We start from the raw sequence: 24,933 nt of genomic DNA, 5'->3' as shown, positions 1-24,933 counted from the left end.
TAGGGAGACTTTAACTAACGCCCGTTTGAATGCATCATAGACTTCTAAACAAGCGCAGCGATACCAAGAGCGCCGAGGAGTGGGGATGCCAAGCGAGTGGATAGCGCGTCATGATCAAACAGTCACCCTTAAAGGCGAGTGGACACTTGCCAATTACCGCTATATCAAAGCGGCGCTTAATCACAGTGAAACTCGAACCGAACTTGGCAAGCCAACGGGTGCGACGGTTTCGTTAGACGCAATAACTCGCCTTGATACCGCCGGTGCCATACTCATTGTAGAGCTGATTGGCGTTGAGAAAGCACAGGCGGTAGCGGATTGGGCAGCAGAACTGCCGAAAGAGCAGCAGGCGCTGCTGGTGCGTATTGCCGAAGCCATGGAAGCGCCGCTTGACGTTGATCCCCCCTCCTATTCGCGTATTAGCCAAGCGCTTGCCAGCGTGGGCCAACACATGGCGGGGCTTTGGTCTCAGCAGCGCCAGCTGCTGGCCTTTATTGGTCTCGTCGTGGCTACCCTATTCCATCTGGCATTGCGGCCACGCCACTGGCGCCTAACGGCCACCGTTGCCCATATTCAGCAGAGCGGTCTTAATGCCGTACCCATCGTCGCGCTACTCACCTTTATGGTGGGTGCCGTTGTGGCTTTCCTTGGCGCTACCGTTTTGCAGGATTTTGGCGCCACGATTTATACCATCGATCTTGTTGCGTTCTCATTCTTGCGAGAGTTCGGCGTTCTGCTTGCTGCAATTTTATTAGCGGGACGAACCGCCAGCGCCTTTACTGCCCAGATCGGCGCCATGAAATCCAATGAAGAGATTGATGCCCTGCAGGCCCAAGGGCTAGATCCTATCGAACTTTTGGTGCTGCCACGGGTAATGGCGATGTTAATTAGCCTGCCCATGCTAGCGTTTGTGGGCATGCTCAGCGGCTTAGCGGGTGGTGCCATGGTCACCTCTTTGTCACTGGATATTTCACTTACCCAGTTCATGGCCACGCTGCAAAAAGACGTATCGGTGACACACTTTTTGGTAGGGCTTAGCAAAGCACCGGTGTTTGCCTTTGTGATCGCCGTTATCGGCTGCCTTGAAGGCTTTAAGGTCAGCGGCAGTGCGCAGTCGGTGGGAGAACACACTACGTCAAGCGTCGTTCAGTCGATTTTTATGGTGATTCTGATTGATGCCGTCGCCGCGCTATTCTTTATGGAGATGGGCTGGTGATCAATTCAGATAAACCGACAGAGCAAAACGACCTACCGGTCATTAAGGTTCGAGGCTTGGTGAACCACTTTGGCGCTCATGTGGTTCACGAAAACTTAGACCTAACCCTTGAACGTGGAGAAATCCTCGGCATTGTAGGCGGTTCTGGTACCGGTAAATCAGTGCTGTTACGCAGCATCGTTGGTTTGAAGCGCCCCAATGACGGCACGGTTGAAGTCCTAGGCACAACCCTTAACGAGCTTAACGAGGCACAGCGCAGTCAAATAGAGCGGCGCTTTGGTGTACTGTTTCAACGCGGTGCGCTGTTCAGCTCGTTGAACCTGCAAGAAAATATTGCCCTACCGCTAATTGAACACGCCAGGCTACCCCGTGAAGACGCCGAGCATCTTGCCAGGGTAAAGCTAGCGTTGGTCGGGCTGCCGCCACAGGCCGCGCTGCAGTTTCCTGAGTCGCTGTCTGGCGGCATGGTCAAGCGCGCCGCCCTTGCCCGTGCCTTAGCGCTTGATCCTGACATTCTGTTTCTTGATGAGCCCACGGCGGGGCTTGACCCTATTGGCGCGGCGGCCTTCGATCAGTTGCTGGTCACCCTTCGCGATGCGCTGGGTTTCAGCGTTTTCCTGGTCACCCATGACCTGGATACGCTCTACGCTGCCTGCGATCAGGTCGCGGTACTTTCACAGAAACGTGTGCTGGTGGTGGATACCATCGATAAAGTGGCGGATACCGACGATGAATGGGTTCAAGACTACTTTCACGGCCCGCGAGGTCGAGCCGCTCAGCGTGCTCATACCGGCTCTTCAAATAACGCTAACGTCCAGGAGTGACTGCACATGGAAACACGGGCGCATCACGTTTTAATCGGTCTCTTCACGCTGGCCACTGCCGCTGGCGCGCTGCTGTTTGCACTATGGATGAGCTATGCAGCAGGCGAACGTAGCTACCAGCCTTACCGCATTCTATTTGAGCGCAGCGTGAGCGGCTTATCAGTCGGCAGCCGAGTGCAATATAACGGTATTGAGGTGGGGGACGTCACCGAGCTTAACCTTAATCCTGATGACCCTCGGCAAGTGATTGCCCATATCCGCGTCTACGATGACGCACCGATTAAGACAGACACCCGGGCAAAACTTGCCTTTGCCAGCATCACCGGCAGCATGTCCGTGCAACTTCACGGCGGCACCCCTAAAGCCCCACTGCTAATTGACCAAACCGATATCGAAGCACCGTTTATAAACGCAGACCCTTCGCCCATCGCTACGCTGTTTGATGAGGGCGAAGATATGATCGAAAACATCAATTCAATCCTGCAAAACGTCAACGAACTGTTTGACGATAATAACCGTGACCAGGCAGGCAGTATTTTAACCAACATTGCTCAGATCACCGAAATGATTGCCGCCCAGCAGAACGCCCTAGACCAGAATATGGCGCTTTTCGGCGAAGCCACTCGCCAGGCAACTAACACGCTTAGCAGCATCGACGAACTTAGCCAGGAAGCGACACAGCTACTGCGTCAAGATGGCCGGCTGGTAATGGAGAGTGCCGCTGATGCGAGCCACGATGTGGCCCGGGCGGCTCAACGCATTGAGCAATTAGTGGAGACTAACGCTGGTGCCATCGAAGGCAGCCTGCAGGGCGCGCAAGATATTGCCCCGGCGCTCTCTTCGCTACGCTCAACACTCGATACACTGGATCGTATCACCCGCCAGCTAGAGGAGAGCCCAACAGACTTTTTCCTGGGCCGTGATCAGGTAGAGGAGTTCCGCCCATGACATTACGCCCCACCGCCATCGCTTTAGTTAGCGCTGCGCTGCTACTCAGCAGTGGCTGCTCAATATTGCCCGAAAGTGAGCCAGCGACCCTGTATCGTCTGCCCAGTAGCGATATACAGCCCGTCACATCAGATTCTATGACCACCCGCCAACGCCTGGCAGTGGCGGCCCCACAGGCGGGGCATTTACTGAGTAGCAACCGCATTGTGGTTTACCCAGAGGATAATGTGGTTAATGTGTACGAAGCTGCCCGCTGGCAAGAGAATGCCCCTGCTTTACTCCAATCGCGCTTGATCACTGGGTTACAGCAGAGCCGCCTATTTGCCAGCGTGGGTAGCGATAGCCTGCCTTCCGAGCTATTGCTACTGAGTGAACTACGTCACTTTCAGAGCGACTACGCTACCCGTCCGCCCACGGTGAAGGTTCAGCTCGATGTTCAGCTCGTCAGCACTCAAAACCGCGCTTCAATCGCTACTCAGAGCTTTACCACCAGCGCGCAATCTATAAGCACCGATATTCCTGATGTGGTTGATGCATTTGGTGCTGCTAGCGACGAACTTACTGAGCAGCTGGTCAACTGGCTGGCCAATCAGCAGGAAGCCACCATTGACTAAGCTAGAACGGACTAAACCAGACCTAACTAAGCCGTGTAATTAGGACGTTGTTGCCCTTCGGACATACTCCCGCGGGTCGCGGGGGTAGTAGCGCTCTGGCTGGCTTTCCAGATGCGCAAAGTAGCGAGTGTCCTTGTAGGGCATTTTCATGTAGCCCGAGACGCCTAGGCCCTCGATTTGGTCTACCGAGGCGAGAATGCGCGCCAGCAGCGTGCGGAACTCGTCCTCTCGAGCCGGATCCAGCAGACGATAGTAGCTATGTATTTTGAGGTGTTGTGGCAGCGCTTCAAAAATGATCATGCCGGTATGGTGAATGTCATTGAGCTGCTGCAGCACATGCATAATCGCCTCGGGCAGCACCAATAGCTCTTCTGGGTCGGGGCCATCTTCGAAGTAGCTGTGCTGACGGGTGCGATCTTCAAGCTCCGGTACTGCGCTCAACTCATAGCCTATCGCCATGCTGGGTTCGCTAACGAAGGCTTCATCCACGGAAGTACGTTCTAAGTGCAGTGTTTGCCGGGCATTAAACAAGCAGCTTTTAAACACGCCCTGACGATGAATCGCCCGCGCCAAGTGCACCATATTATTGACCGCTTCAATAAAGGCGGGCTTCAGCGTAGGGTCGTGTAAATTTAACGACGAATCGATATACACACCCTCACGCTCCCAGCGAACCGCCAATCCCCCTACCACCGGATATTTGCCCAGGCGGCTCACCGACGCCAAAAAGGCTTTTTCGGTTTCCCCCATACCCTGCATAAACTGCTTGTAGTAGCGGTCTAACTGCACATCATTGACATCATTCAGGGTTTCCTGTGCATTCGCTTCGCGTAGAAAGGCTTTGCGCGAGCTATATACCACGGTATCGATCTCCTGATGCGCAGGACGCGCCCATACCGGTACCAGCGGGACACTGAGCGATGTGGGCAGATCGATCATTACTACCCTGGCCATTCGCGGCATGTTTTTTAAAAAGTAGTCGCCCGCTTTGCGCCGTACCTGAGGGTCGGGGTCGAGCATGCCATCCAGGGTGCGGGCAAACTCCATCGGCAACCCCAGCGAACTGGCGGGAATCGCCCGATGGCCAAATCGACACGACTGCGCCGACGCCAGCGCATACAGGGTACCCGCCGCGCCCTGCTCGTCGAATCGCGGCGATGACAGTGCGCCGTTCAACTGCTCTTCGCCGATAAAGTAAACATCGCCCAGGCGGGCATTGGTTTGCTGCAAATTGTCCGACATCAGCTCCATCACGTTGGCGCCCACAAACTGCAGTTGCGCGTCTAGTTGGGCAAATACCGATGAGCCCCAGTCGATTAACGCAATAGACTCCTGCTCGGCGTCATACACCAAGTTAGAAGGCTTAATATCGCCATGCACCACCGGACGTGCCTGGGACCCTGACTCCTGCCGCAGGGCAAGCAGGATGTCGGCCAACTGCGCCGCAATGCGCACAATCAAGCGTGGAGAGAGGCGCCCCTGCTTAAGCGATACCTGCTCTAAATTCCAGCCGGGGGCACGCTCCATTACCAGAATGGACTGCCCCCGGGAGCGCTGGTAAGCAATAAGACCTGGAATGCGTGGATGGGACACCTGTTCCAGCATAAACGCCTCTTCTTCGAGGCGCTCCTGCAAGTGCACAGGTAGGGTAATGCGGGAGAATTTAAAGACATAATGCGCTTTAGCGCCTTGGTGGACGGTGCTGCCGGCAAATACAAAACCGTAGGCACCCTTGCCAATGAGCTCGATGCCCTGATAGCCCAACTGGGAGAGCTGCGCCTGGCATAGCGCTACCCAGTCTTTAAGCTTACGGGCATCGTGATGGCTCAGCAGATAGACCGACTGCTCTTCAGGTATATAAAACTGCTGAAGCGGTGCCTGGGACATAAGTCACCTTGCTTGCTAGCCTAAGTGAAGCAGCATGGTCTCTGGGGCTTCGAGAAAGCCCTTCCAGGCATTACAGAAACGCGCAATGGTACCGCCGTCGATAAAACGGTGATCGCCCGCCCAGGTGATGGTCATGATCGCCCGGCGCTGTACCGCACCCTGCTCATCAAAGCGTGGTAGCCACTGGGTTTTACCAATCGCCACAATAGCGGCCTCGGGGGCGTTAATGATAGGCGCGGCGTAGGTACCTCCCAACGCCCCAATATTGGAAATACTAATGGTGCCGCCTTTTAGATCCGCCTGATCAACCCGCCCCTCCCGCGCCGAGGTGGTTAGCCGGCCGACTTCCCGGGCAATTTCCAACAGGGTTAAGCGCTCAACGTTTTTGACATTGGGCACCATCAAACCCGCTTTGCTATCCACCGCCATACCGATATTACAATGGGGGTAGTAGTGCAGCTCATCCCCAGCCGCATTTAACTGGGCATTAACGATAGGCTCTTCGGCGACGGCTAGCGCCATGGCTTTCATAAAAAACGGCATTAGCGTCAGCCGTTCGCCCTGAGCCTCGGCTAGCGGCTTTAAGCGCTCCCGCAGCGCCAACAGTGCAGTAACGTCGATCTCTTCACCGTAGTGAAAATGGGGAATGGTGCTGGCTGCCTCGACCATGCGCTTGGCCATGACCGCCCGCACACCGCGGAGGGGCTCCACTCTGGGTGCCTGAGTTTCAGCTTGGTTGTTAACAACGGTTTGGCTAGATGAAGCTGAAGCTTGGAGTGCTTGATCCAGATGCGCCAACACGTCCTCTTTTAGCACCCGACCGTCTTTGCCGCTGCCAGCGATCTCCGTGAGCTGTAGAGAGTGTTCACGCACTAGGCGTCTAACGGCGGGGCTGGCTGGCACCTTGTCATATAAGCGGCCAGCAGCCGGAATACCTGTAGGGTTGGACGATTCTGTCGTCTGTGCCATTGGCTTTTCACTGGCGGCCGATTGCGCACCGTCTGGTTCGGCCTCACTATTATTGTTACTAGCCCCATCCACTTGATAGGCATACAGCGGCGCATGCACTTTGGCAATTTGGCCCTGGGCCACATACAGTTTGGTCACCACACCGGCTTCGGGGGCGGTAATCTCCACCAGCGCCTTGTCGGTCATGACTTCAACGATAGGCTGATCTTCTTCAATTTGATCGCCTTCAGCGACGCGCCATTCGACGACTTCACACTCGACGATGCCTTCGCCAATATCAGGCAATAAAAAATCGCTCATTGTTTTTCTCCCCATGCGTACTTAGGCATTAATAGCCACTAAAAGTTGACGCTTTCGCGAATCGCTTCAAAAATCTTCAGGTGATCAGGCAGATACTCTTTTTCCAGCACCAGTGGAAAAGGCGTATCCAGACCCGTCACCCGGGCAATGGGCGATTCCAGGTAGAGAAAACAACGCTCTTGAATAGTGGCAGCGATTTCACCGGCAAAGCCACCGGTTAACGGGGCTTCATGGCTCACCACCAGTCGGCCGGTTTTTAACACCGATTCAGCCACCGTATCCGCATCCCAGGGCAGCAGTGAGCGCAGGTCGATCACTTCACAGGCGATGCCCTGCTCTTCGGCTAGCTCGACCGCTTTGCCGATCACCTCCATCTGCGCGCCCCAGCCTACCACGGTAATATCCGTGCCCTCCTTGGTGATTTCGGCTTCGCCAATGGGAAGCTGGTAATCCTCTTCGGGCACTTCACCGACTGAAGCACGATAAAGACGCTTAGGCTCCAGAAAAAGCACCGGATCCGGGTCGCGAATAGCGGCAAGCAGTAGCCCTTTAGCCTGGTATGGGTTGCGCGGCACCACCACCTTTAATCCAGGTGTATGGGTGAAATAAGCTTCCGGTGATTGAGAGTGATAAAGGCCACCAGCGATACCGCCACCGTAAGGAGTGCGAATCGTCAAACCACCAACGTTAAACAGATCGCCTGAGCGGTACCGGAACTTGGCGGTTTCGTTAACGATCTGGTCAAACGCCGGAAAGATATAGTCGGCAAACTGTATTTCTGCCACAGGCACCGAGCCCTGGGCCGCCAAGCCATTGGCAAAGCCGATAATGCCCTGTTCGACAAGTGGCGTATTGAAACAGCGCGCTTTGCCGTACTTCTCCTGCAGGTGACTGGTGGCCCGAAATACGCCGCCAAAAATACCCACATCTTCACCAAAGCAGATGACTTTTTCATCCTCTGCCATGGCGATATCCAGTGCATTATTAATTGCCTGGAGCATGTTCATGGTAGCCATGTTACGCCTCTCCCTGAGTATCAGTCTCGGTGCCCACGTCTAAATCCAACGACTGCGCCCCGCGGGGATAAGCCTCTGGGTAGCGACGGATATGGCGTTTTAACTGATCGAATTGGCGCTGCAGCGATGGGGTTATATCGGCATACACATCGCTGATCAGGCTCTCTAGCGGCGGCGATGAGCGCTTCTCAGCCCGCTTCATGGTTTCCAGTACTTCACGGCGCAGGGTTTCCTGCTGGGTAGCCTCCTCCTCTTCGCTCCACCACTGTTTCTTCAAGAGCCATTTTTGCAGCCGCAGCAGTGGGTCTTTGGCGCGCCACACCTCCTCCTCATCTTTCGAGCGATAGCCAGAGGGGTCGTCGGAAGAGGAGTGCGCGGCAAGGCGATAGCTCATGGCCTCGATCAATACCGGCTGATTTTTCTCAACGGCGATCTTGCGTGCCTGCCGCGTCGCTTCGTAGACCGCCAGCACATCGTTACCATCTACCCGGATCACGTGCATGTGGTAGCCAAAGGCTCGGGGGGCGATACCGTCGGCGGCAAACTGCTCGACGGCAGGCGTGGAAATGGCATAGCCATTATTACGGCAGAAGAAAATCACCGGCACCTGATGCACTGAGGCCATATTCAGCGCGGCGTGGAAATCACCCTCGGAGGCAGCGCCTTCACCAAAAAACGTTAACGTGCAGTGACCGTTACCAGCCAATTTTTGGCCGTAGGCGTAGCCCGTGGCCTGAGGAATCTGAGTCGCTAAGGGGGACGAGATGGTCATGTAGTGCAGCTTGCGCGACCCATAGTGAATCGGCATTTGGCGGCCTTTGCCGTAGTCCAGCTCGTTGCCGAACAGCTGATTCATGAATTCGTCGATCGAGAAGCCGCGATACATTAAAGCGCCCTGCTCGCGGTACTGCGCCATAATCATATCGGCGTCATTTAGCGCAGCAGTGGCGCCCACTACAGCGGCCTCTTCCCCGGTACACTGCATATAAAAGCTCAACCGCCCCTGGCGCTGAGCAGCCATCATACGTTCATCGAGAATACGCGTGGCCAGCATCGCCTGATAGATACGCCGGGCGTGATCACGCTCAAGCGCGGGCTCATCAGCGTCGCTATGCAGCTCACCTTCTGGGTTAAGCAGGCTGAAAGTAGGAATTGAAAATTCGTCGCCGGTCATGAAGTCCGGCTGGTGTACGTACTGTGTCATCATTATTGTCCTTGTTTTGCCCCTTTTGAGGGCAGTGTTGTTGGTATTGACCGTTTATGCCAGTGGATTTATCTGTCATAGGTCAACGCAACATCTATCTACCACAACATTTAGGACAATAACGCAGCGCAAGGACTTTAGGGATGCTACTTAAGATGCAGAGAGGTTAAAACGCAGAAAAATCAGTCATCAGAGATACGCGCACGTAGTTGACGCTGCAACACTTCGAACAAGCTATCAATCGTCAGGGCCAACAATGCAATGGTCAGCGCCCCTTGAACCACATAGGCCATATTGCCGTTCACGATGCCGGAGATAATCGGGTCACCAAGGTTACTTGCTCCCACGGTAGCCCCTAACGCGGCAGTGGCAATATTGATGGTCACCGAGGTTCGGATGCCCGCCAGAATGACCGGTGCTGCCAGAGGGAGCTCAACTTGACACAGGATTTGCGTTGGCTTCATGCCCATAGCGTGAGCAGCCGTTTTAATATCGCCTTCGACGCCCTGCAAACCAGCAAGAGTATTGCGCACGATAGGCAATAGCCCGTAGAGCATTAAAGCGACAATAATGGGCAAGGTGCCAAACCCCAGAACGGGTACCGCCAGCGCCAGAACCGCCACTGGAGGAAACGTTTGCCCTAGTGATGCCAACTGGGCCACCAGTGGTAGAAAATCACTCCCCCACCTGCGGGTAACGGCGATACCCGCCGCGACTCCCACGATAATGGTCACCACCGCTGCAATGCCGACGACAAAGAGGTGGCGGCCTAGCAAAGTGACAAAACCGGCGCGATCGTAGATGACTTGCCGGGCATCGGGCTCAATCCAGCGAAATAGGGGCTCGGCAGCCGACATGGCAAAGACGCTCATCATTAGCAGCGCCCCCCAAAACAGTGGCCATAGCCATTGTGGGGCTTTTTTGTGGGGCTGGGCGACGCTTAGCGAGTTACTCACGCGGGTTTCCATTGTCCAGTTGAGCCTCCTTGATAATTCTCCGCAACGATAGCTCACCGACCGGCACATCATGTTGGTCAACAACGGTCAACCGGTCGCTATGATCGCGCAGCATCATGGAAAGCGCCTGACGTAGCGAGAAAGTCCCAGGGATGCGCGACTGCGCGGGCAAGGTAGGCCCCATAGAGGTCATATGATCTTTCACACGGGTTAACGCGGCTTGTTTAAGGCCTCTTTCCAGCCCACCTAAAAGCGACTCGACAAAAGGGTCGGCAGGGCTTTGTAATAGCGCCAGCGGTGAACCTTGTTGCACGATTCGACCTTCGCGCATCACCACTAAGTGATCCGCCAGCTTAAGCGCTTCATCCATATCATGGGTCACAAACACTACGGTTTTATGCAGCCGTGCTTGTAGCTTGGCCAGCTCATCCTGTAGCTTTTCACGGGTAATAGGATCAAGCGCGCCGAAGGGTTCATCCATCAACAAAATATCCGGGTCTGCCGCCAGGGCACGCGCAACACCCACTCGCTGCGCCTGCCCCCCTGAAAGCTGATGCGGGTATTTATGCCCAAACTCATCCACTGGCAAACCGAGCAAATGCATTAGCTCGGCCACCCGTGACTGGACGTCCGTTGCTGACCACTTCAATAACCGTGGCACCAGACCGATGTTGCGCGCAACGTTCCAGTGGGGAAACAGCCCGGTGTGCTGTATCACATAGCCAATCCGGCGACGTAGTTTTACAGGGTCATACGCGTCTATCGCCTGCCCATCGAGGATGATGTCGCCTTCGCTGTGCTCAATTAAGCGATTGATCATGCGCAAGGTGGTCGATTTACCACAGCCCGAGGTACCCACTAACGCACAGAATTTACCCTTCGCCACCCGTAGAGAAATATCGTCCACCGCGGTTTCATCCCCAAACCGCTTGGATACGTGGGATAGTTCGATCATCTTGTTCCTCCGGGGCGCAGCGCTTCTGCCAAGGCACCTAAGCCCGCATCCACCACCAGAGCCAGCATTAAAATAGGCAGTGCGCCAAGCAGCACCATATCCATGGCGGCCTGACCTAAGCCTTGAAAAATAAAAGTACCTAACCCGCCCGCACCAATCAGAGCGGCAACGGCGGTAAGCCCAATGGCCTGAACAGTGGTAATTCCCACCCCTTCCAACAGCACCGGCAGCGCCAGCGGTAACCGCACCTGCCAAAAACGCTGCCCGGCACGCATGCCCATGCCTTTGGCGGCTTCTAATGTATCGGGACTGACTTGTTCAAGCGCGGTATAGGTGTTGCGCACAATGGGCAGCAGGCTGTAGCCAATCAGTGCAATTAAGGCGGGCGTAGTGCCAATACCGCTAACGCCAAGCTGGGCTAAAAAAGGCACGTTGGTGGCAAGCCAGGCTAGCGGCGCCAGCAGTAGACCGAATAGCGCCAAACTGGGAATGGTTTGAAGAAAATTGAGCACAGCAAACGCGCCCTTCTGCAGCCGGGCATAGCGGCGCATCAGCATGGCAAGTGCCAGCCCAAGCACAATGCTGACACTGACGGCGATACTGACCAGCTTAATGTGCTGCGCGACGGCGCTTAGAAACTGTTGATCACGGGCTTTAAATTCTTGAACGAGGGCAAGCGTCTCCAGCCCAAAAGCTGCACAGAGCCACCACATCAGCGCGACACCACATAGCAATAGCGTGGGCCATACCCGCGTGAGGTTTAAGCGCAAGCGTAGTTCTACTAAACACAGCAGCAGTACAAACAGAACAACCCAATACGCCGCTCCCATGCCTAAACGCGCTTGAGGCATCTCAGGGTCAATCAGTAAATAGCTGCTCGCCATCAACCCCACTGGCATTAGCGCCATGATCACTATCACCGCCGCTAACAGCGCTCGGTAGTGACGATGGGTTGGCTGGCACGCGAGAATACCGATAAAGGAGAGCAATAGCGTTGCCAATAGCGCACCTGGCCAGCCAAAAGCCTCCAGTGCGCCATGCCCCGTCCCTAACACAATCCGGTTGGGGGCCATGCTGACCACATCAAGTAACCAGAATGCAGCCAGCATAATAAGGCTCAGGCTAACGAGCACAACGTTAGGGTGCCACCCTTCCCAACGAAGCCGCGGGGTGGGCAGTGCATCCATCAACGACATTAATTAGTTATCCCGAGCGTTAGCATTAAATTATAAGATTACCAGGCATTAATTATTAAGCGAATCGAGGTAGTCGCTGGCCACTTGGGATGGAGACAGCCCGTTAACGGCGACATCGGCATTGAGCGTTTGCAGAGTGACCAGATCAAGGCTAGTGAAAACCTCATTGAGCAGCGCTTCTATTTCTGGATAGGTTTCAAGTACGCTTTCACGAACCACGGGGGCAGGCTGATACACCGGTTGCACGCCCTTGGTATCTTCCAGCACGACCAGCCCCAGCGCACTTAAGCCACCGTCCGTGCCATAGGTCATCGCGCCATTAACACCGCTGGTCTGTTGGGCGGCCGCACGCATGGTAGCGGCGGTATTACCACCAGAGAGCACCAACAGTTGATCGTCACTTAACTCAAAACCGTAGGCTTCCTGAAATGCAGGCAGTGCTTGTGAAGACTCGACAAACTCAGCGCTTGCAGCAAATTTGAACTCGCCACCGTCGGCCAAATAGGCGGCTAGATCTTCTAGACTCACCAGCTCATTTTCCTCGGCAACATCCTCGCGGACGCTCATTGCCCAAGTGTTATTAGCGCTGGCAGGCTGCAGCCATATCAAGCCTTGCTGCGCATCACGCTCGCGCACTGTTTCATAAGCCTGATCTGCATTATTCCATACTGAACTGTCGGTCATATCGAAAAAGAACGCGCCATTACCCGTGTATTCTGGATAAAGGTCAATCTCGCCCGCTTCAAGCGCAGTGCGGACAACGCTAGTGCCGCCCAGCTGTAAGCGGTTTTCGGTCGCAATGTCATTGCGCTCCAGGGTCTGAATAATCAGCTCGCCCAGAACAGAGCCTTCTGTATCGATTTTGGATGACACCACCACAGGCTCGTTAGCGCTGACTTGGGAGAATGCCGCGAGGGATACGGCACAAGCAGCGATTAAGGGCTTAGCAATGAAAGAATTGGCTGAAAAGCGCATCTTTGAATTCCTTTTGAAGTGGGCTTTAAACGACCGAGGCTCTTATAGTCATTATAAGAGCCATCAGCGTTTAAGTTAGCGCATAAGCCACCAACGAGAGATGAAGGTTTTTGGGTTAAGGTGCTTCTAATACCCAAGACGTGCCTTCTCGGGAGTCCTTGAGAATAATCCCTAAAGCGGCAAGCTCATCGCGGATCGCATCCGCTTGGGCGAAGTCTTTATTCGCCTTAGCCTCAATGCGCTGAGCAATTTTCGCTTCGATCTCGCTCTCGCTGAGCGGCATACCCTGCTGCTGCGTGCCTTTTAAGAACGTTTGTGGCTCTTGCTGAAGAAGCCCCAAAACTGACCCAAGCTGCTTTAACTCGCCCGCCAGCTTGGCAGCTTCATTAGGCTGTTCTTGCTTGGCGCGATTGACCTCGCGAGCCAGCTCAAACATCACCGCCAAAGCTTCGGGGGTATTGAAGTCATCGTCCATTACCTGAGTAAAGCGCTCACGGTAAGCTGAAGCGTCATCACTATTTGCCGCGCCTAGCTCAAGACCTTCCAGCGCGGTGTACAAGCGCGTTAGCGATTTACGCGCCTCGGTCAGTGAATCAACCGAGTAGTTGATCGGGCTACGGTAGTGACTCGCCACCAGCAGAAAACGCACCACTTCTGGGTCGTGCTCGGCCAGCACGTCGCGAATGGTGAAGAAGTTGCCCAGGGATTTGGACATCTTTTCCTGATTCACCCGCACAGCGCCTGCGTGCATCCAGGTATTGACGTAGGTTTTGCCAGTGGCCGCCTCGGATTGAGCGATCTCATTTTCATGGTGCGGAAAGGTTAAATCCGGCCCGCCGCCATGAATGTCGAAAGTGTCACCCAGGCAGCAGGTCGACATCGCCGAGCACTCGATGTGCCAGCCAGGCCGGCCGTTACCCCAGGGCGACGCCCAGTGCGCCTCCCCCGGTTTGGCTGCCTTCCAGAGCACGAAATCGAGCGGGTCTTCTTTATGAACATCCACATCAACCCGGCTGCCTGCACGCATATCGTCTAACTGGCGGTTATTGAGCTTGCCGTAATCAGCGAATTTGCGCACCCGATAGTAGACATCACCGTTATCGGCCGCGTAGGCAAAGCCTTTTTCAATCAGCGTTTCAATCATTGCCACGATATCGTCGATATGGCCGGTGGCGCGCGGTTCATGGCTGGGCGGCAATACAAATAGGCGCGCCTCATCTTCGTGCATGGCATCAATCATGCGCTCTGTCAGCGCAGTGATACTTTCGCCATTTTCGTCGGCGCGCTTGAGTATCTTGTCGTCGATATCGGTAATGTTGCGCACGTAGTTAACGTCATAGCCGCGTTCTCGAAGATAGCGGGTGATGACATCAAAGGCGACCATTACGCGAGCGTGCCCTAGGTGGCAGTAGTCATACACCGTCATGCCGCAGACATACATGCTCACTTTACCCGCTTCTAGTGGGGTGAAAGGTTCTTTGCGGCGCGTCAGCGTATTGTAAATATGCATATGGCTATCCATGTTTGTTTTAGCCCTTCTGCTTGATTTTAGCCCAACTATCTTTCAACCCCACGGTACGGTTAAACACCAAATGCTCTGGTGTAGAGTCGTGACGGTCAGCGCAGAAGTAGCCGACGCGCTCGAACTGGAAGCGTGACTCGGGCGTTGCGAAGGCTAAGCTTGGCTCTCCGATGGCTTGGCAAACGACCAGCGACTCCGGATTAAGATGCTCTAGAAAATCGACATCTTTATCGCGATCCGGCTGTTCAACGGTGAACAGATTGTCGTAAAGACGCACTTCCATCGGCACGCCGTGTGCAGCGCTAACCCAGTGAATAACACCTTTGACCTTACGTCCTTCGGGATTTTTACCCAGCGTATCGAAATCCACCGAACAGTGCAGTTCGCTGATCTCACCGGCGGCGTCTTTGATCACTTCGTCACAACGAATCACGTAGCTATTGCGCAGGCGTACTTCTTTACCTGGTGCCAAGCGGAAGAACTTTTTAGGCGCGTCTTCCATAAAGTCGTCTTGGTCGATATACAGCTCGCGGCTGAACGGCACCTGACGCACCGTCATATCTTCACGGGCGGGGTGACCAGGGACTTCGTACACCTCCTGGTGATCTTCCGGCACGTTGGTGAGCACGACTTTCAGCGGCTTTAACACACACATGGCGCGCGGGGCATTGTCTTCAAGATCCGAGCGAATGGCGTGGGTCAACATGGCGATATCCACCAAGCCACCGTCGGCACGAGTAACGCCAATCATCTCGCAGAATTTACGAATTGACGCGGGCGTATAGCCACGGCGACGCATGCCGGAGATCGTCGGCATACGTGGATCGTCCCAGCCATCGACAATTTTTTCGTCAACCAGCAGTTTCAGTTTGCGCTTGGAGGTCAGGGTGTAGTCGAGATTCAGCCGTGCAAACTCGATCTGGCGCGGTTTCGCGGGAACCGGCAGATTATTTAAAAACCACTCGTACAGTGGTCGGTGATCTTCGAATTCCAGGGTGCAGATCGAGTGGGTAATACCTTCAATAGCATCCGACTGACCATGGGTGAAGTCGTAAGAGGGATAGATTTTCCACTTGTCGCCAGTCTGGTGATGGCTGGCATGACGAATACGGTAAATAATCGGGTCGCGTAGATTGATATTGGGTGAGGCCATGTCAATCTTGGCGCGCACGACCTTTTCACTTTCGCCAAACTCACCTTCACGCATACGCGCGAGCAAATCCAGGTTCTCCTCGGCGCTGCGTTCGCGATAAGGGCTGGGTTTACCCGGCGCCGTCAGGGTGCCGCGATACTCGCGGATTTCATCCGGCGACAGGTCGTCAACGTAGGCTTTGCCTTCACGCATTAAGTGCTGCGCCCAGGCATAGAGCTGGTCGAAGTAGTCAGACGCAAAACGCACCGGGCCTGCCCATTCAAAGCCTAGCCAGCTGACGTCCTCTTTGATCGCATCGATGTAAGCCTGCTCTTCTTTGGCAGGGTTGGTGTCGTCAAAACGTAGATGACACTCGCCACCCAGTTGCTCCGCCAACCCGAAATTTAGACAGATCGACTTCGCATGGCCGATATGCAGGAAGCCATTGGGCTCCGGGGGGAAGCGCGTCACGATTTTAGTGACCTGGCCGCCCTCGATTTCGTCGCGTACTTGGTTGCGAATGAAGTTCGGCGCTGGGGTGGTCTCGTTGGTCATGATGGTGTTGATAACCTCGTGGTGGATGGCGTGCTGAGCCGTGAGGACATAGGATACTCCTATAGCCCTTCGCGGTGCAGGGCAAAACCGCTATTATAACGTGACGCCGATGCACAGCGCCAAGGCGAACGCCTTTATTGAACAGGAATTTATCTATGATCGTATTACAAACGAACCACGGTGACATCACCATCGCTCTTAACCACGAAAAAGCGCCAATTAGTGCGGCGAATTTTGAACAGTATGTGCGCGACGGGTTTTATGATGGCACCCTGTTCCATCGCGTCATTGACGGCTTCATGGTGCAAGGGGGTGGTTTCGATAAGGAGTTCAACCAAAAGCCGACCCGCGACCCTATCGACAACGAAGCCGACAACGGCTTGAAAAATACCGTTGGCACCCTGGCCATGGCACGCACCCAGGATCCCCACTCTGCCACTGCGCAGTTTTTTATCAATGTGGGCGATAATAGTTTCCTCGATCACAGCGGTAAAAGCCTTCAAGGCTGGGGCTATGCGGTATTTGGCGAAGTCGTTGACGGGATGGATGTGGTCAATGAGATTAAAAACGTAGCTACGTCTCGCCGCGGCATGCACGCCGACGTCCCCTCCGAAGATGTCATTATCGAGCGCGCGTACGTCAAAGACGCGGAATAACGCCGGGAGCCTTATGCGCACACTGCTTGTTGCCGACCTTCATCTAAGTAGCGATACCCCCGAGATCAATCAGGGATTTTACCGCTACTTAGAGCACACTGCTCCAGGAGCCGACGCGCTTTATATTCTTGGGGATCTTTTCGATGCCTGGATTGGCGATGATCTACTGGACGCCAATACACATCCGCTTAGCGTTGTTGCACATGAAGTAATTCGCCATTTGCGCAGACTTAGCAGCGACGGTACTGCGGTGTACCTAATGCACGGCAACCGAGACTTTCTGCTGGGCGAACGCTTTATAAATGCGTGCCAGGCATTTCTGCTACCGGATATTGAGGAAGTGGAAATCCAAGGCATTCCCGTTTTACTGCTACATGGCGATAGTTTGTGTACTCAGGATGAAGCGTATATGGCTTTCCGCAAGCAGTCGCGCAATCCAGAGTGGCAGGCGCAGATGCTTGCGCTACCTTTGGAACAACGTGTAGCACTTGCGCAAAGCTTGCGTACTCAATCTGGCGAAGCCAATGCTAATAAAGCTGAAGCGATTATGGATGTGACGCCACAAGAAGTCATTGCGCTGATGGAGCACCATGGCTTGACTACCATGATCCACGGTCACACCCACCGCCCCAGAGTACATGACTTGACGGTTGAAGACGTGCCTGCCAAGCGCTATGTACTAGGCGACTGGGATGCCCAGCACGGCTGGGATATTATCATTGAGCGCGCCGACCATACTGCGCCCCGACTACGTCAGTTCTCTTTAACGGAATTACCTGATTCCTGACCGCAATTTACGAGTATAAAAAAGCCGATCATGTGATCGGCTTTTTTGCTCTTGCTGTTTTTAACTTGGGCTTAAGCGACTCTAGCGCTCTATATCGGCATCGCTGCGCAGGTCATCAATCAATCCCTGCAATACCGATTGGGCACGCAACTGCTCGGCCATTTGTGCAACAAATGTCTCCATCTGCTCATCGACCTCACCTACACTGACGCTATCAAGCGCTACCACAGCCACTCCTTGCGGCAGTTCAACCGTGCGATAGACGCTCTCACCCTCTTCAGGGCGCGCCATGCGGAAGGCTTCCTGAACAATCAGCTGAGGTACAGTGCTATCGGCTTGGCGGCTTACGCTGTTGGCTTCGAGCCAAGCAACATCTGCTGACTGACCGTCTTGCAAACTGGCAACCAGTGCCTGTGCCTCTTCACGCAGCGCCTCTTGCTGCTGTTCTGCGGCCACTGACATTTCAACGTCCTCGCGCACTTCATCAAGCGGCAGCAGAGTCGCATCACGCTGCTCAGCAACCCGCAGTACCAGGCGACGATCCTGATCCAGCTCAATCACTTCGCTGTTGTAGCCCTCTTCAAATACGTCGTTGCTAAAGGCCGCCGACATTACCCCAGGCTCAGATAGCACTCCGTCAGCCTCATCATCACGAGCAAGCCAATCGCTCTCCTGCAGCGTTAGACCGAGCTCATCGGCAACGCTCTGTAAGTCGTCGGCAGCGAAGCTCTCGTCGATCAGTTGTTGAACCCGCTGGTTAAACTCATCATCAATGTCACGTAGTGCCACTTCCCGCGCTAGCTCATCGCGCTGCTCTTCAAAAGTAGGGCCCTGAATATCCGTCACCTGGATAATGTGGAAAGCGTTATCCAACTCAACAGGCTGGGATACATCACCCTCTTCGAGACCAAAGGCCGCTTCATCAAAGGCCTCACCAAAGAAGCCACGGCTGATCACACCAAGATCACCGCCCTCTTCTGCGCTGGCCGTGTCGTCAGAATAGCGCAAGGCGGTATCTGTAAACGAATCACCGCTGTCCAGTGCTTCCCGAGCGGTCTCGGCTAATTGCTGCGCTTCATCGCGGGTGCGCTCATTACCAAAGGTGATCATGATATGCGACACACGGCGGTCAGCATTGCGATTTTTCTCGCGCCAGGCGTCACGCAGGGCCTCTTCATCCACGTCACGACCCTCTGCCATGGCCTGACGGTCAATCAGCACATACTCAAGACGCACCTGTTCCGGGCGTTCATAGCGCTCCTGGTGGGCATCGTAATATGCTTGGAGATCGTCATCGCTAACGCTGATATCAGCGTCCACATCGTCGCCATCCAAAACTATATAGCGGAAACTACGCTGCTGGCGCTGTAATTCGGCCAGGCGCTCTTGCTCGTTCGGCAGGCTAAAATCACTGAAGGCTAAGCCTTGCTGTAAATGCTGGCGCTGGATATCGACGCGCAACTCTTCACGAAAGGAGATCGGCGTATAGCCAGCACCGGCGAGACGATTTCGGAACACCTCTGCAGAGAAACGGCCATCCTGATCATGAAATTCCGGCAGGCTGACAATTAACTGATCCAACTGCTGTTCAGAAACGGCAAAACCACCCTCTTCTGCATACTGGGACAGCAGTTGCTGCGTGATAAGCTGGTCAAGTATATCGTTGCGCAAGGCACGCTCTTGCTCTGGCGGCACTTGTCCTGAACGCAGCGCGCGCTGAACCTCTAGCTCAACTTGCTGACGCATAATCGGCTGTCCGTTGACGCTCGCCACTTCGTCCGGATCGCTGCCAAAAAGCCCAAACAGTGACTCAATCCCGAAAAGTGCCATGGCCGCGACCATGACACCGATAATAATTTTGGCACCCCAGCTCCTGGAGCCATCTCGAATACTTTGCAGCATGCTAGCCTCAGATAGTCACAGCCAAACAGATCGGCCCGCTCAACCCAAATAAAAAGTGGGCCAGAAAATAACATGGGCGCATCGCCAATGCGATGCGCCCATTAGGTTACAGCAAACGCGGTCAAATTAGTTGACGGCGTCTTTCAGCGCTTTACCTGCTTTGAAGCTGGGTACTTTGGCGGCACTGATCTGGATTGGCTGACCCGTTTGTGGGTTACGGCCAGTACGAGCAGCACGCTCTTTGATCGCGAAGGTACCAAAACCTACCAGAGATACGCTTTCGCCTTTCTTAAGGCTATCGGTGACAGACTCCACCATGGCATCCAATGCGCGGGTTGCCGCTGCTTTCGGAATATCTGCAGACGCGGCAATGGCTTCAATCAGCTCGGACTTATTCACTCTTCACCCCTTGACTGTTTCAAAAAATGGCTCTGAACGGCATGGTCACCGATGGATACGACGATCAAAGCATAGCTGCGTTTTATAGCAATGCCTTGAAACATCTGTCAAGCAACCATACCGCGAGATACCCGCTACCCAAAGCAGCGGGCACATATTAAGTAAAATTAAAGACCAGCGAGGACTTTAACAGCTTAATGGGTACTAGCAACAACGGTATTACTAAACGATGCTTCGGTACTTTTCAATGGCGCACCGTCTTCTACCTTATCAGCTAGCGCTACGGCTAAGACATCATCTATCCAACGTACCGGACGAATATCCAATGCACCTTTGATATTGTCAGGTACTTCCTTGAGATCACGGCGGTTTTCCTCAGGAATTAGCACTGTCTTTATACCACCGCGGCGGGCTGCCAGCAATTTCTCCTTCAATCCGCCTATCGGTAATACCTCACCGCGCAGATTGACTTCACCGGTCATTGCCACGTCGCAGCGTACCGCACGCTGGGTGTATGCGGAAACAATCGCCGTCACCATGGCAATACCTGCACTGGGCCCATCTTTAGGTGTTGCCCCTTCAGGAACGTGGATATGCAGGTCCTCTTTTTCGAACCGTTCGGGGTCAATGCCATACGCTTCTGCCCTAGCGCGCACTACCGTATGAGCGGCACTCACCGACTCTTTCATTACATCGCCAAGTGAACCGGTCTTGTTAATTCGCCCTTTACCCGGCGTCACGACAGACTCGATGTTGAGTAACTCGCCGCCCACCGATGTCCAGGCAAGGCCTGTCACTCGGCCGATCTGGTCGTCTTGCTCTGCCAAACCGTAACTATAGCGACGTACGCCCGCGTAGTGCTCAATTTGCTCAGCCGTTAAGCTCTGCCCTGTTTGGGCGGCTTGCGGGTCACGCTCTTTCTCAAGCCGCTCACGCAGTACCTTCCGCGACACTTTGGCAATCTGCCGCTCCAGCTCACGCACACCCGCTTCGCGGGTATAGTAGCGAATAAGCTCTAAAAGCGCGCTGTCTTCGAGCGTTAACTCATCGCCTTTTAAACCGTTCGCGGCTAGTTGCTTAGGCAATAAGTAGCGCTTAGCGATCGCCAGCTTCTCATCCTCGGTGTAACCCGGCAGACGAATAATCTCCATACGGTCAAGCAAGGCGCTAGGGATATTCATCGAGTTAGCGGTACAGATGAACAGCGTCTCGGAGAGATCGTAGTCAAGCTCCAGATAGTGATCGCTAAAGCTGTTGTTCTGCTCAGGATCAAGCACTTCGAGCAGCGCAGAGGCAGGGTCACCGCGATGATCCATGCCCAGTTTGTCGACCTCATCCAAAAGAAATAACGGGTTTTTAACCCCTGCTCTGCTCATCCGCTGCATCAACTTGCCTGGCAATGAACCAATATAGGTGCGCCGATGGCCGCGAATTTCCGACTCATCGCGTACCCCACCCAGGGCCAAACGCACATATTTGCGATTGGTGGCACGGGCAATGGACTGGCCAAGCGAGGTCTTGCCCACCCCGGGCGGCCCAACGAGACATAGCACTGGGCCTTTCATCTTGCGCACGCGCTTCTGTACGGCAAGATATTCCAGGATGCGCGCCTTAACCTCCTCCAGGCCGTAATGATCTTCATCGAGCACCTGCTGCGCTTTGACGAGATCATGCTTTACCCGGGTACGCTTTTTCCATGGAACAGCGACTAACCAATCCAGGTAGGAGCGCACTACGGTCGCTTCAGCGGAGTTTGAGGCCATCATTTTAAGCTTATTGAGCTCTTGAGTCGCTTTCTCGGACGCCTCTTTCGGCATACCGGACTCTTTAATCGCCAGCTCATACTTCTCAGCCTCGTTGGGCACATTATCCAGCTCACCCATCTCTTTCTGGATAGCTTTCATCTGCTCATTGAGGTAGTACTCGCGCTGAGTCTTCTCCATCTGCTCTTTGACCCGCGAGCGGATGCGCTTCTCTACTTGCAGTAGGTCGATTTCAGATTCGATCAGCGCCATCAGGTGCTCAATACGATCGCGCACCCGATCCATCTCAAGCAGCTCTTGCTTGTCGCCAATTTTAAGCGACAGGTGGGCACAAATGGTGTCCACCAAGCGGCTTGGATCTTCAATCCCCGACAGCGAATTAAGCACTTCGTTGGGGACTTTTTTGGAGAGTTTGACGTACTGCTCGAACTGATTGAGCAACACGCGTACCAGTGCTTCCTGCTCACGACTGGTCAGCGGTTCACTCTCTCGGGGCGTTAAATACGCCTGGGTGTAGCCTGCGGCATTCTCTTCGACATTGAGAACATCCGCTCGAAAATTCCCCTCAATGAGTACCTTGACCGTGCCATCAGGCAACTTAAGCAGTTGCATGATATCGGCCACGGTGCCCATAGCGTAAAGATCCGCATTGTCAGGCTCATCTTGAGACGCTTCACGCTGAGCCACCAGTAGCACACGTTTATCAGCCTCCATCGCCGCTTCGAGCGCCTGGATAGACTTTTCACGACCTACAAAAAGGGGGATGACCATTTGCGGATAAACAACCACATCGCGCAATGGCAAAAGGGGTAGACATTGTGTCTGTTCGGCGTTCTGCTGCATCGCAGACGTTCCTCGACAAATCGGATGAGTACTTAAAAGAGTACTTAGAAAAGTACTGCACACTTTTCAAAATGCTGGCGTTTAGACGTTAGCATTGAATAGGCTAGGCAGTAACACTTCACGAATTAGGCTTTATAACTCTCTCGCTAGATAACCAGGCTTCACAACACGCTTTATAAGGGCTCTCTACAGCAGAGCCCTAGAACATCTACAACAACAAGGGGTCGCCTTGGCGACCCCTTGATTTAGCGCAAGCGGTTGAAGCTGGGCCGCGATACTCGACTAGCCACTAACCATCAGTGCCGTCGACACGTGCATCTTCCTGCTGAGAGTAGATCAACAGAGGTTCGCTTTCTCCGGCTATCACAGATCCGTCGATGACGACCTTGCTAACACCTTCAAGCGAAGGAATTTCGTACATGGTATCCAACAGTACCGACTCTAGAATAGAGCGCAGTCCGCGAGCACCTGTCTTACGCTCCATGGCTTTTTCAGCCACTGCACGTAACGCTTCATCTCTGAACTCTAGCGTTACATCTTCCATTTCAAACAGCTTGGCGTACTGCTTAACTAGCGAATTCTTCGGTTCTGTAAGAATCTGCACCAGGGCGTCTTCAGTGAGCTCCATCAGTGTTGCGATGATGGGCAAACGACCCACAAACTCTGGAATCAAGCCAAATTTAACCAGATCATCAGGCTCTACGTCGGCCAGCAGTTCACCCACCCCACGGGAAGACTCTTTGCTTTTCACCGCCGCATTGAAGCCGATGCCGCCTTTCTCAGCACGGTCACGGATAACTTTATCCAGCCCTGCAAAAGCACCGCCTACGATAAACAGAATGTTGCCCGTATTGACTTGGACAAACTCCTGCTGAGGGTGTTTGCGTCCGCCTTGAGGCGGCACGGAAGCCGTCGTACCTTCAATAAGCTTCAGCAGTGCTTGCTGAACGCCTTCACCCGAGACATCACGGGTAATAGAAGGGTTATCCGACTTGCGTGAAATCTTGTCGATTTCATCGATGTAAACAATGCCACGCTCGGCTTTCTCGACGTCGTAGTCGCACTTCTGCAACAGCTTCTGGATGATGTTTTCGACATCTTCACCGACATAGCCGGCTTCCGTCAGCGTGGTTGCATCCGCAATGGTAAAAGGTACATTCAGTAACCGTGCCATGGTTTCCGCAAGCAGCGTTTTACCGCTACCGGTGGGGCCAATCAGCAGAATGTTTGATTTACCTAGCTCTACATCGCCGTCGCGTACATCTGTTTTCAAACGCTTGTAGTGGTTATATACCGCTACGGAAAGCACCATCTTGGCGCGATCCTGTCCGATAACGTAGTCATCAAGCGTATGACGTATTTCGCGTGGCGTAGGTAAACGCTCCTCATCGCTCTCGGCATCGGCTTCGAGAACTTCCTCGCGAATGATGTCATTACACAAGTCGACACACTCATCGCAGATATAGACGGATGGGCCCGCAATCAGCTTACGTACTTCGTTTTGGTTTTTGCCGCAAAACGAGCAGTAGAGCAGTTTGCCACCTTCGTCTTTGCCTTTGCCGTCGGCCATTCGCATACCTCTATCACTGCGGCGGCTTTCGCCGCCGGAAAAGCTCGTTAGAAAAGCAGAATCCTATCACGCTATCAGGATGTAGGCCGCTTATCCAGCACTGCATCAATCAGGCCATACTCTTTGGCTTGATTGGCGCTCATGAAATTATCCCGATCAGTATCACGTGAGACAGCTTCAATTTCCTGACCCGTGTGGTGGGCAAGAATTTGGTTCAGTTTCTCGCGAATACCCAGAATCTCACGGGTATGAATTTCAATGTCAGACGCTTGGCCTTGGTAACCACCCAGCGGCTGGTGAATCATGACGCGTGAGTTGGGAAGGCAATAACGCTTGCCAGCAGCACCCGCTGTCAATAACAGCGCACCCATGCTGGCCGCCTGACCAATACACACCGTAGAGACATCTGGTTTCACAAACTGCATAGTGTCATAAATCGACATACCCGCAGTGACCGATCCACCTGGCGAGTTAATATACAGGTGAATATCTTTATCGGGGTTTTCCGATTCCAGGAACAGCAGTTGGGCAACAACCAGATTAGCCATGTAGTCTTCTACAGGGCCTACCAAAAAGATCACACGCTCTTTTAACAGGCGTGAGTAAATGTCGTAGGCTCTTTCCCCTTTGGCGCTCTGCTCAACCACCATGGGCACTAAACCGCCGGCGTTTTGAATATCAAACTCACTCATTCAGGTGATTCCTTGCGTCCGGGAAGGGAAAGGCGCACCGACATATTAGGTG

General features: G+C 54.0%; 21 protein-coding genes. 6 read left to right on the top strand and 15 right to left on the bottom strand.

All coding sequences use genetic code 11. The annotated features are described in order from the left end of the window. Nucleotides 1-85 precede the first annotated feature (85 nt). The 4 genes from AC4EYZ_RS24010 to AC4EYZ_RS23995 are packed head-to-tail and all read left to right on the top strand — an operon-like array spanning nucleotide 86 to nucleotide 3,602. Entirely contained in the window at nucleotides 86-1,216 is a 1,131-nt protein-coding gene (locus AC4EYZ_RS24010) for an MlaE family ABC transporter permease (protein WP_022523323.1), read from the top strand. Further along, nucleotides 1,216-2,040, top strand: coding sequence for an ABC transporter ATP-binding protein (locus AC4EYZ_RS24005; protein WP_053857240.1), 825 nt, complete (start codon nucleotides 1,216-1,218; stop codon nucleotides 2,038-2,040). Before AC4EYZ_RS24010 ends, AC4EYZ_RS24005 begins: the two co-directional genes overlap by 1 nt. 6 nt (nucleotides 2,041-2,046) lie before the next feature. Then, nucleotides 2,047-2,988 carry an MlaD family protein gene (locus AC4EYZ_RS24000; protein WP_022523321.1) on the top strand — a complete coding sequence of 314 codons (942 nt, stop codon included), beginning with the start codon at nucleotides 2,047-2,049 and terminating at the stop codon, nucleotides 2,986-2,988. After that, entirely contained in the window at nucleotides 2,985-3,602 is a 618-nt protein-coding gene (locus AC4EYZ_RS23995; protein WP_490204060.1) for an ABC-type transport auxiliary lipoprotein family protein, read from the top strand. Before AC4EYZ_RS24000 ends, AC4EYZ_RS23995 begins: the two co-directional genes overlap by 4 nt. Nucleotides 3,603-3,641: 39 nt before the next feature. Here the strand turns inward: AC4EYZ_RS23995 and AC4EYZ_RS23990 are convergent, their stop codons facing one another. The 10 genes from AC4EYZ_RS23990 to AC4EYZ_RS23945 form a co-directional block, all read right to left on the bottom strand. After that, nucleotides 3,642-5,489 (bottom strand): protein kinase domain-containing protein, encoded by a 1,848-nt coding sequence (locus AC4EYZ_RS23990; RefSeq protein WP_022523319.1) that lies wholly within the window; start codon nucleotides 5,487-5,489, stop codon nucleotides 3,642-3,644. A 15-nt stretch (nucleotides 5,490-5,504) separates the two neighbouring features. Beyond that, on the bottom strand, nucleotides 5,505-6,758 hold the full coding sequence (locus AC4EYZ_RS23985; protein WP_022523318.1) for a 2-oxo acid dehydrogenase subunit E2: 1,254 nt from the start codon (nucleotides 6,756-6,758) through the stop codon (nucleotides 5,505-5,507). 38 nt (nucleotides 6,759-6,796) lie between these two features. Then, nucleotides 6,797-7,774: an alpha-ketoacid dehydrogenase subunit beta gene (locus tag AC4EYZ_RS23980; RefSeq protein WP_009287805.1), complete on the bottom strand. Its 978-nt coding sequence runs from the start codon at nucleotides 7,772-7,774 to the stop codon at nucleotides 6,797-6,799. A gap of 1 nt (nucleotide 7,775) precedes the next feature. After that, nucleotides 7,776-8,978 carry a thiamine pyrophosphate-dependent dehydrogenase E1 component subunit alpha gene (locus tag AC4EYZ_RS23975; protein ID WP_027959577.1) on the bottom strand — a complete coding sequence of 401 codons (1,203 nt, stop codon included), beginning with the start codon at nucleotides 8,976-8,978 and terminating at the stop codon, nucleotides 7,776-7,778. 182 nt (nucleotides 8,979-9,160) lie between these two features. Further along, the gene (locus AC4EYZ_RS23970; protein WP_022523316.1) at nucleotides 9,161-9,946 is read right to left on the bottom strand and encodes an ABC transporter permease; all 786 of its coding nucleotides are present in this window, start codon (nucleotides 9,944-9,946) and stop codon (nucleotides 9,161-9,163) included. Beyond that, nucleotides 9,927-10,889 carry an ABC transporter ATP-binding protein gene (locus AC4EYZ_RS23965; protein ID WP_022523315.1) on the bottom strand — a complete coding sequence of 321 codons (963 nt, stop codon included), beginning with the start codon at nucleotides 10,887-10,889 and terminating at the stop codon, nucleotides 9,927-9,929. Before AC4EYZ_RS23965 ends, AC4EYZ_RS23970 begins: the two co-directional genes overlap by 20 nt. Continuing rightward, the gene (locus AC4EYZ_RS23960; protein ID WP_022523314.1) at nucleotides 10,886-12,085 is read right to left on the bottom strand and encodes an ABC transporter permease; all 1,200 of its coding nucleotides are present in this window, start codon (nucleotides 12,083-12,085) and stop codon (nucleotides 10,886-10,888) included. The genes AC4EYZ_RS23965 and AC4EYZ_RS23960 overlap by 4 nt, the downstream gene beginning before the upstream one ends. A 48-nt stretch (nucleotides 12,086-12,133) precedes the next feature. Next, the gene (gene osmF, locus AC4EYZ_RS23955; protein ID WP_022523313.1) at nucleotides 12,134-13,060 is read right to left on the bottom strand and encodes a glycine betaine ABC transporter substrate-binding protein OsmF; all 927 of its coding nucleotides are present in this window, start codon (nucleotides 13,058-13,060) and stop codon (nucleotides 12,134-12,136) included. A 115-nt stretch (nucleotides 13,061-13,175) separates the two neighbouring features. Next, nucleotides 13,176-14,570 (bottom strand): cysteine--tRNA ligase, encoded by a 1,395-nt coding sequence (gene cysS, locus AC4EYZ_RS23950; RefSeq protein WP_022523312.1) that lies wholly within the window; start codon nucleotides 14,568-14,570, stop codon nucleotides 13,176-13,178. 19 nt (nucleotides 14,571-14,589) lie between these two features. Next, complete coding sequence (locus AC4EYZ_RS23945) at nucleotides 14,590-16,269, bottom strand: glutamine--tRNA ligase/YqeY domain fusion protein (protein WP_022523311.1); 1,680 nt, start codon at nucleotides 16,267-16,269, stop codon at nucleotides 14,590-14,592. A 155-nt stretch (nucleotides 16,270-16,424) separates the two neighbouring features. Here AC4EYZ_RS23945 and AC4EYZ_RS23940 point away from each other — a divergent pair, with 155 nt between their 5' ends. Together AC4EYZ_RS23940 and AC4EYZ_RS23935 are read left to right on the top strand one after the other, a co-directional pair. Further along, on the top strand, nucleotides 16,425-16,925 hold the full coding sequence (locus tag AC4EYZ_RS23940) for a peptidylprolyl isomerase (protein WP_022523310.1): 501 nt from the start codon (nucleotides 16,425-16,427) through the stop codon (nucleotides 16,923-16,925). A gap of 13 nt (nucleotides 16,926-16,938) precedes the next feature. After that, nucleotides 16,939-17,712, top strand: a complete 774-nt coding sequence (locus tag AC4EYZ_RS23935; RefSeq protein ID WP_022523309.1) for a UDP-2,3-diacylglucosamine diphosphatase — start codon at nucleotides 16,939-16,941, stop codon at nucleotides 17,710-17,712. Between the two features lie 81 nt (nucleotides 17,713-17,793). Here AC4EYZ_RS23935 and AC4EYZ_RS23930 read toward each other — a convergent pair whose 3' ends face one another. From AC4EYZ_RS23930 to clpP, 5 genes are all read right to left on the bottom strand, one after another. Further along, nucleotides 17,794-19,614: a SurA N-terminal domain-containing protein gene (locus AC4EYZ_RS23930; protein ID WP_022523308.1), complete on the bottom strand. Its 1,821-nt coding sequence runs from the start codon at nucleotides 19,612-19,614 to the stop codon at nucleotides 17,794-17,796. Nucleotides 19,615-19,740: 126 nt separating this feature from the next. Further along, the gene (locus AC4EYZ_RS23925; protein WP_007114333.1) at nucleotides 19,741-20,013 is read right to left on the bottom strand and encodes an HU family DNA-binding protein; all 273 of its coding nucleotides are present in this window, start codon (nucleotides 20,011-20,013) and stop codon (nucleotides 19,741-19,743) included. 194 nt (nucleotides 20,014-20,207) lie between these two features. After that, on the bottom strand, nucleotides 20,208-22,619 hold the full coding sequence (gene lon, locus AC4EYZ_RS23920) for an endopeptidase La (RefSeq protein WP_027959583.1): 2,412 nt from the start codon (nucleotides 22,617-22,619) through the stop codon (nucleotides 20,208-20,210). A gap of 289 nt (nucleotides 22,620-22,908) precedes the next feature. Next, the gene (clpX, locus tag AC4EYZ_RS23915; protein WP_022523306.1) at nucleotides 22,909-24,189 is read right to left on the bottom strand and encodes an ATP-dependent Clp protease ATP-binding subunit ClpX; all 1,281 of its coding nucleotides are present in this window, start codon (nucleotides 24,187-24,189) and stop codon (nucleotides 22,909-22,911) included. Between the two features lie 74 nt (nucleotides 24,190-24,263). Beyond that, nucleotides 24,264-24,881 carry an ATP-dependent Clp endopeptidase proteolytic subunit ClpP gene (gene clpP / locus AC4EYZ_RS23910; RefSeq protein ID WP_009287800.1) on the bottom strand — a complete coding sequence of 206 codons (618 nt, stop codon included), beginning with the start codon at nucleotides 24,879-24,881 and terminating at the stop codon, nucleotides 24,264-24,266. Nucleotides 24,882-24,933 lie beyond the last annotated feature (52 nt).

This window comes from Vreelandella sp. 162(4c) (assembly GCF_058152265.1).
This window is presented reverse-complemented; position numbering and strand designations above follow the sequence as displayed.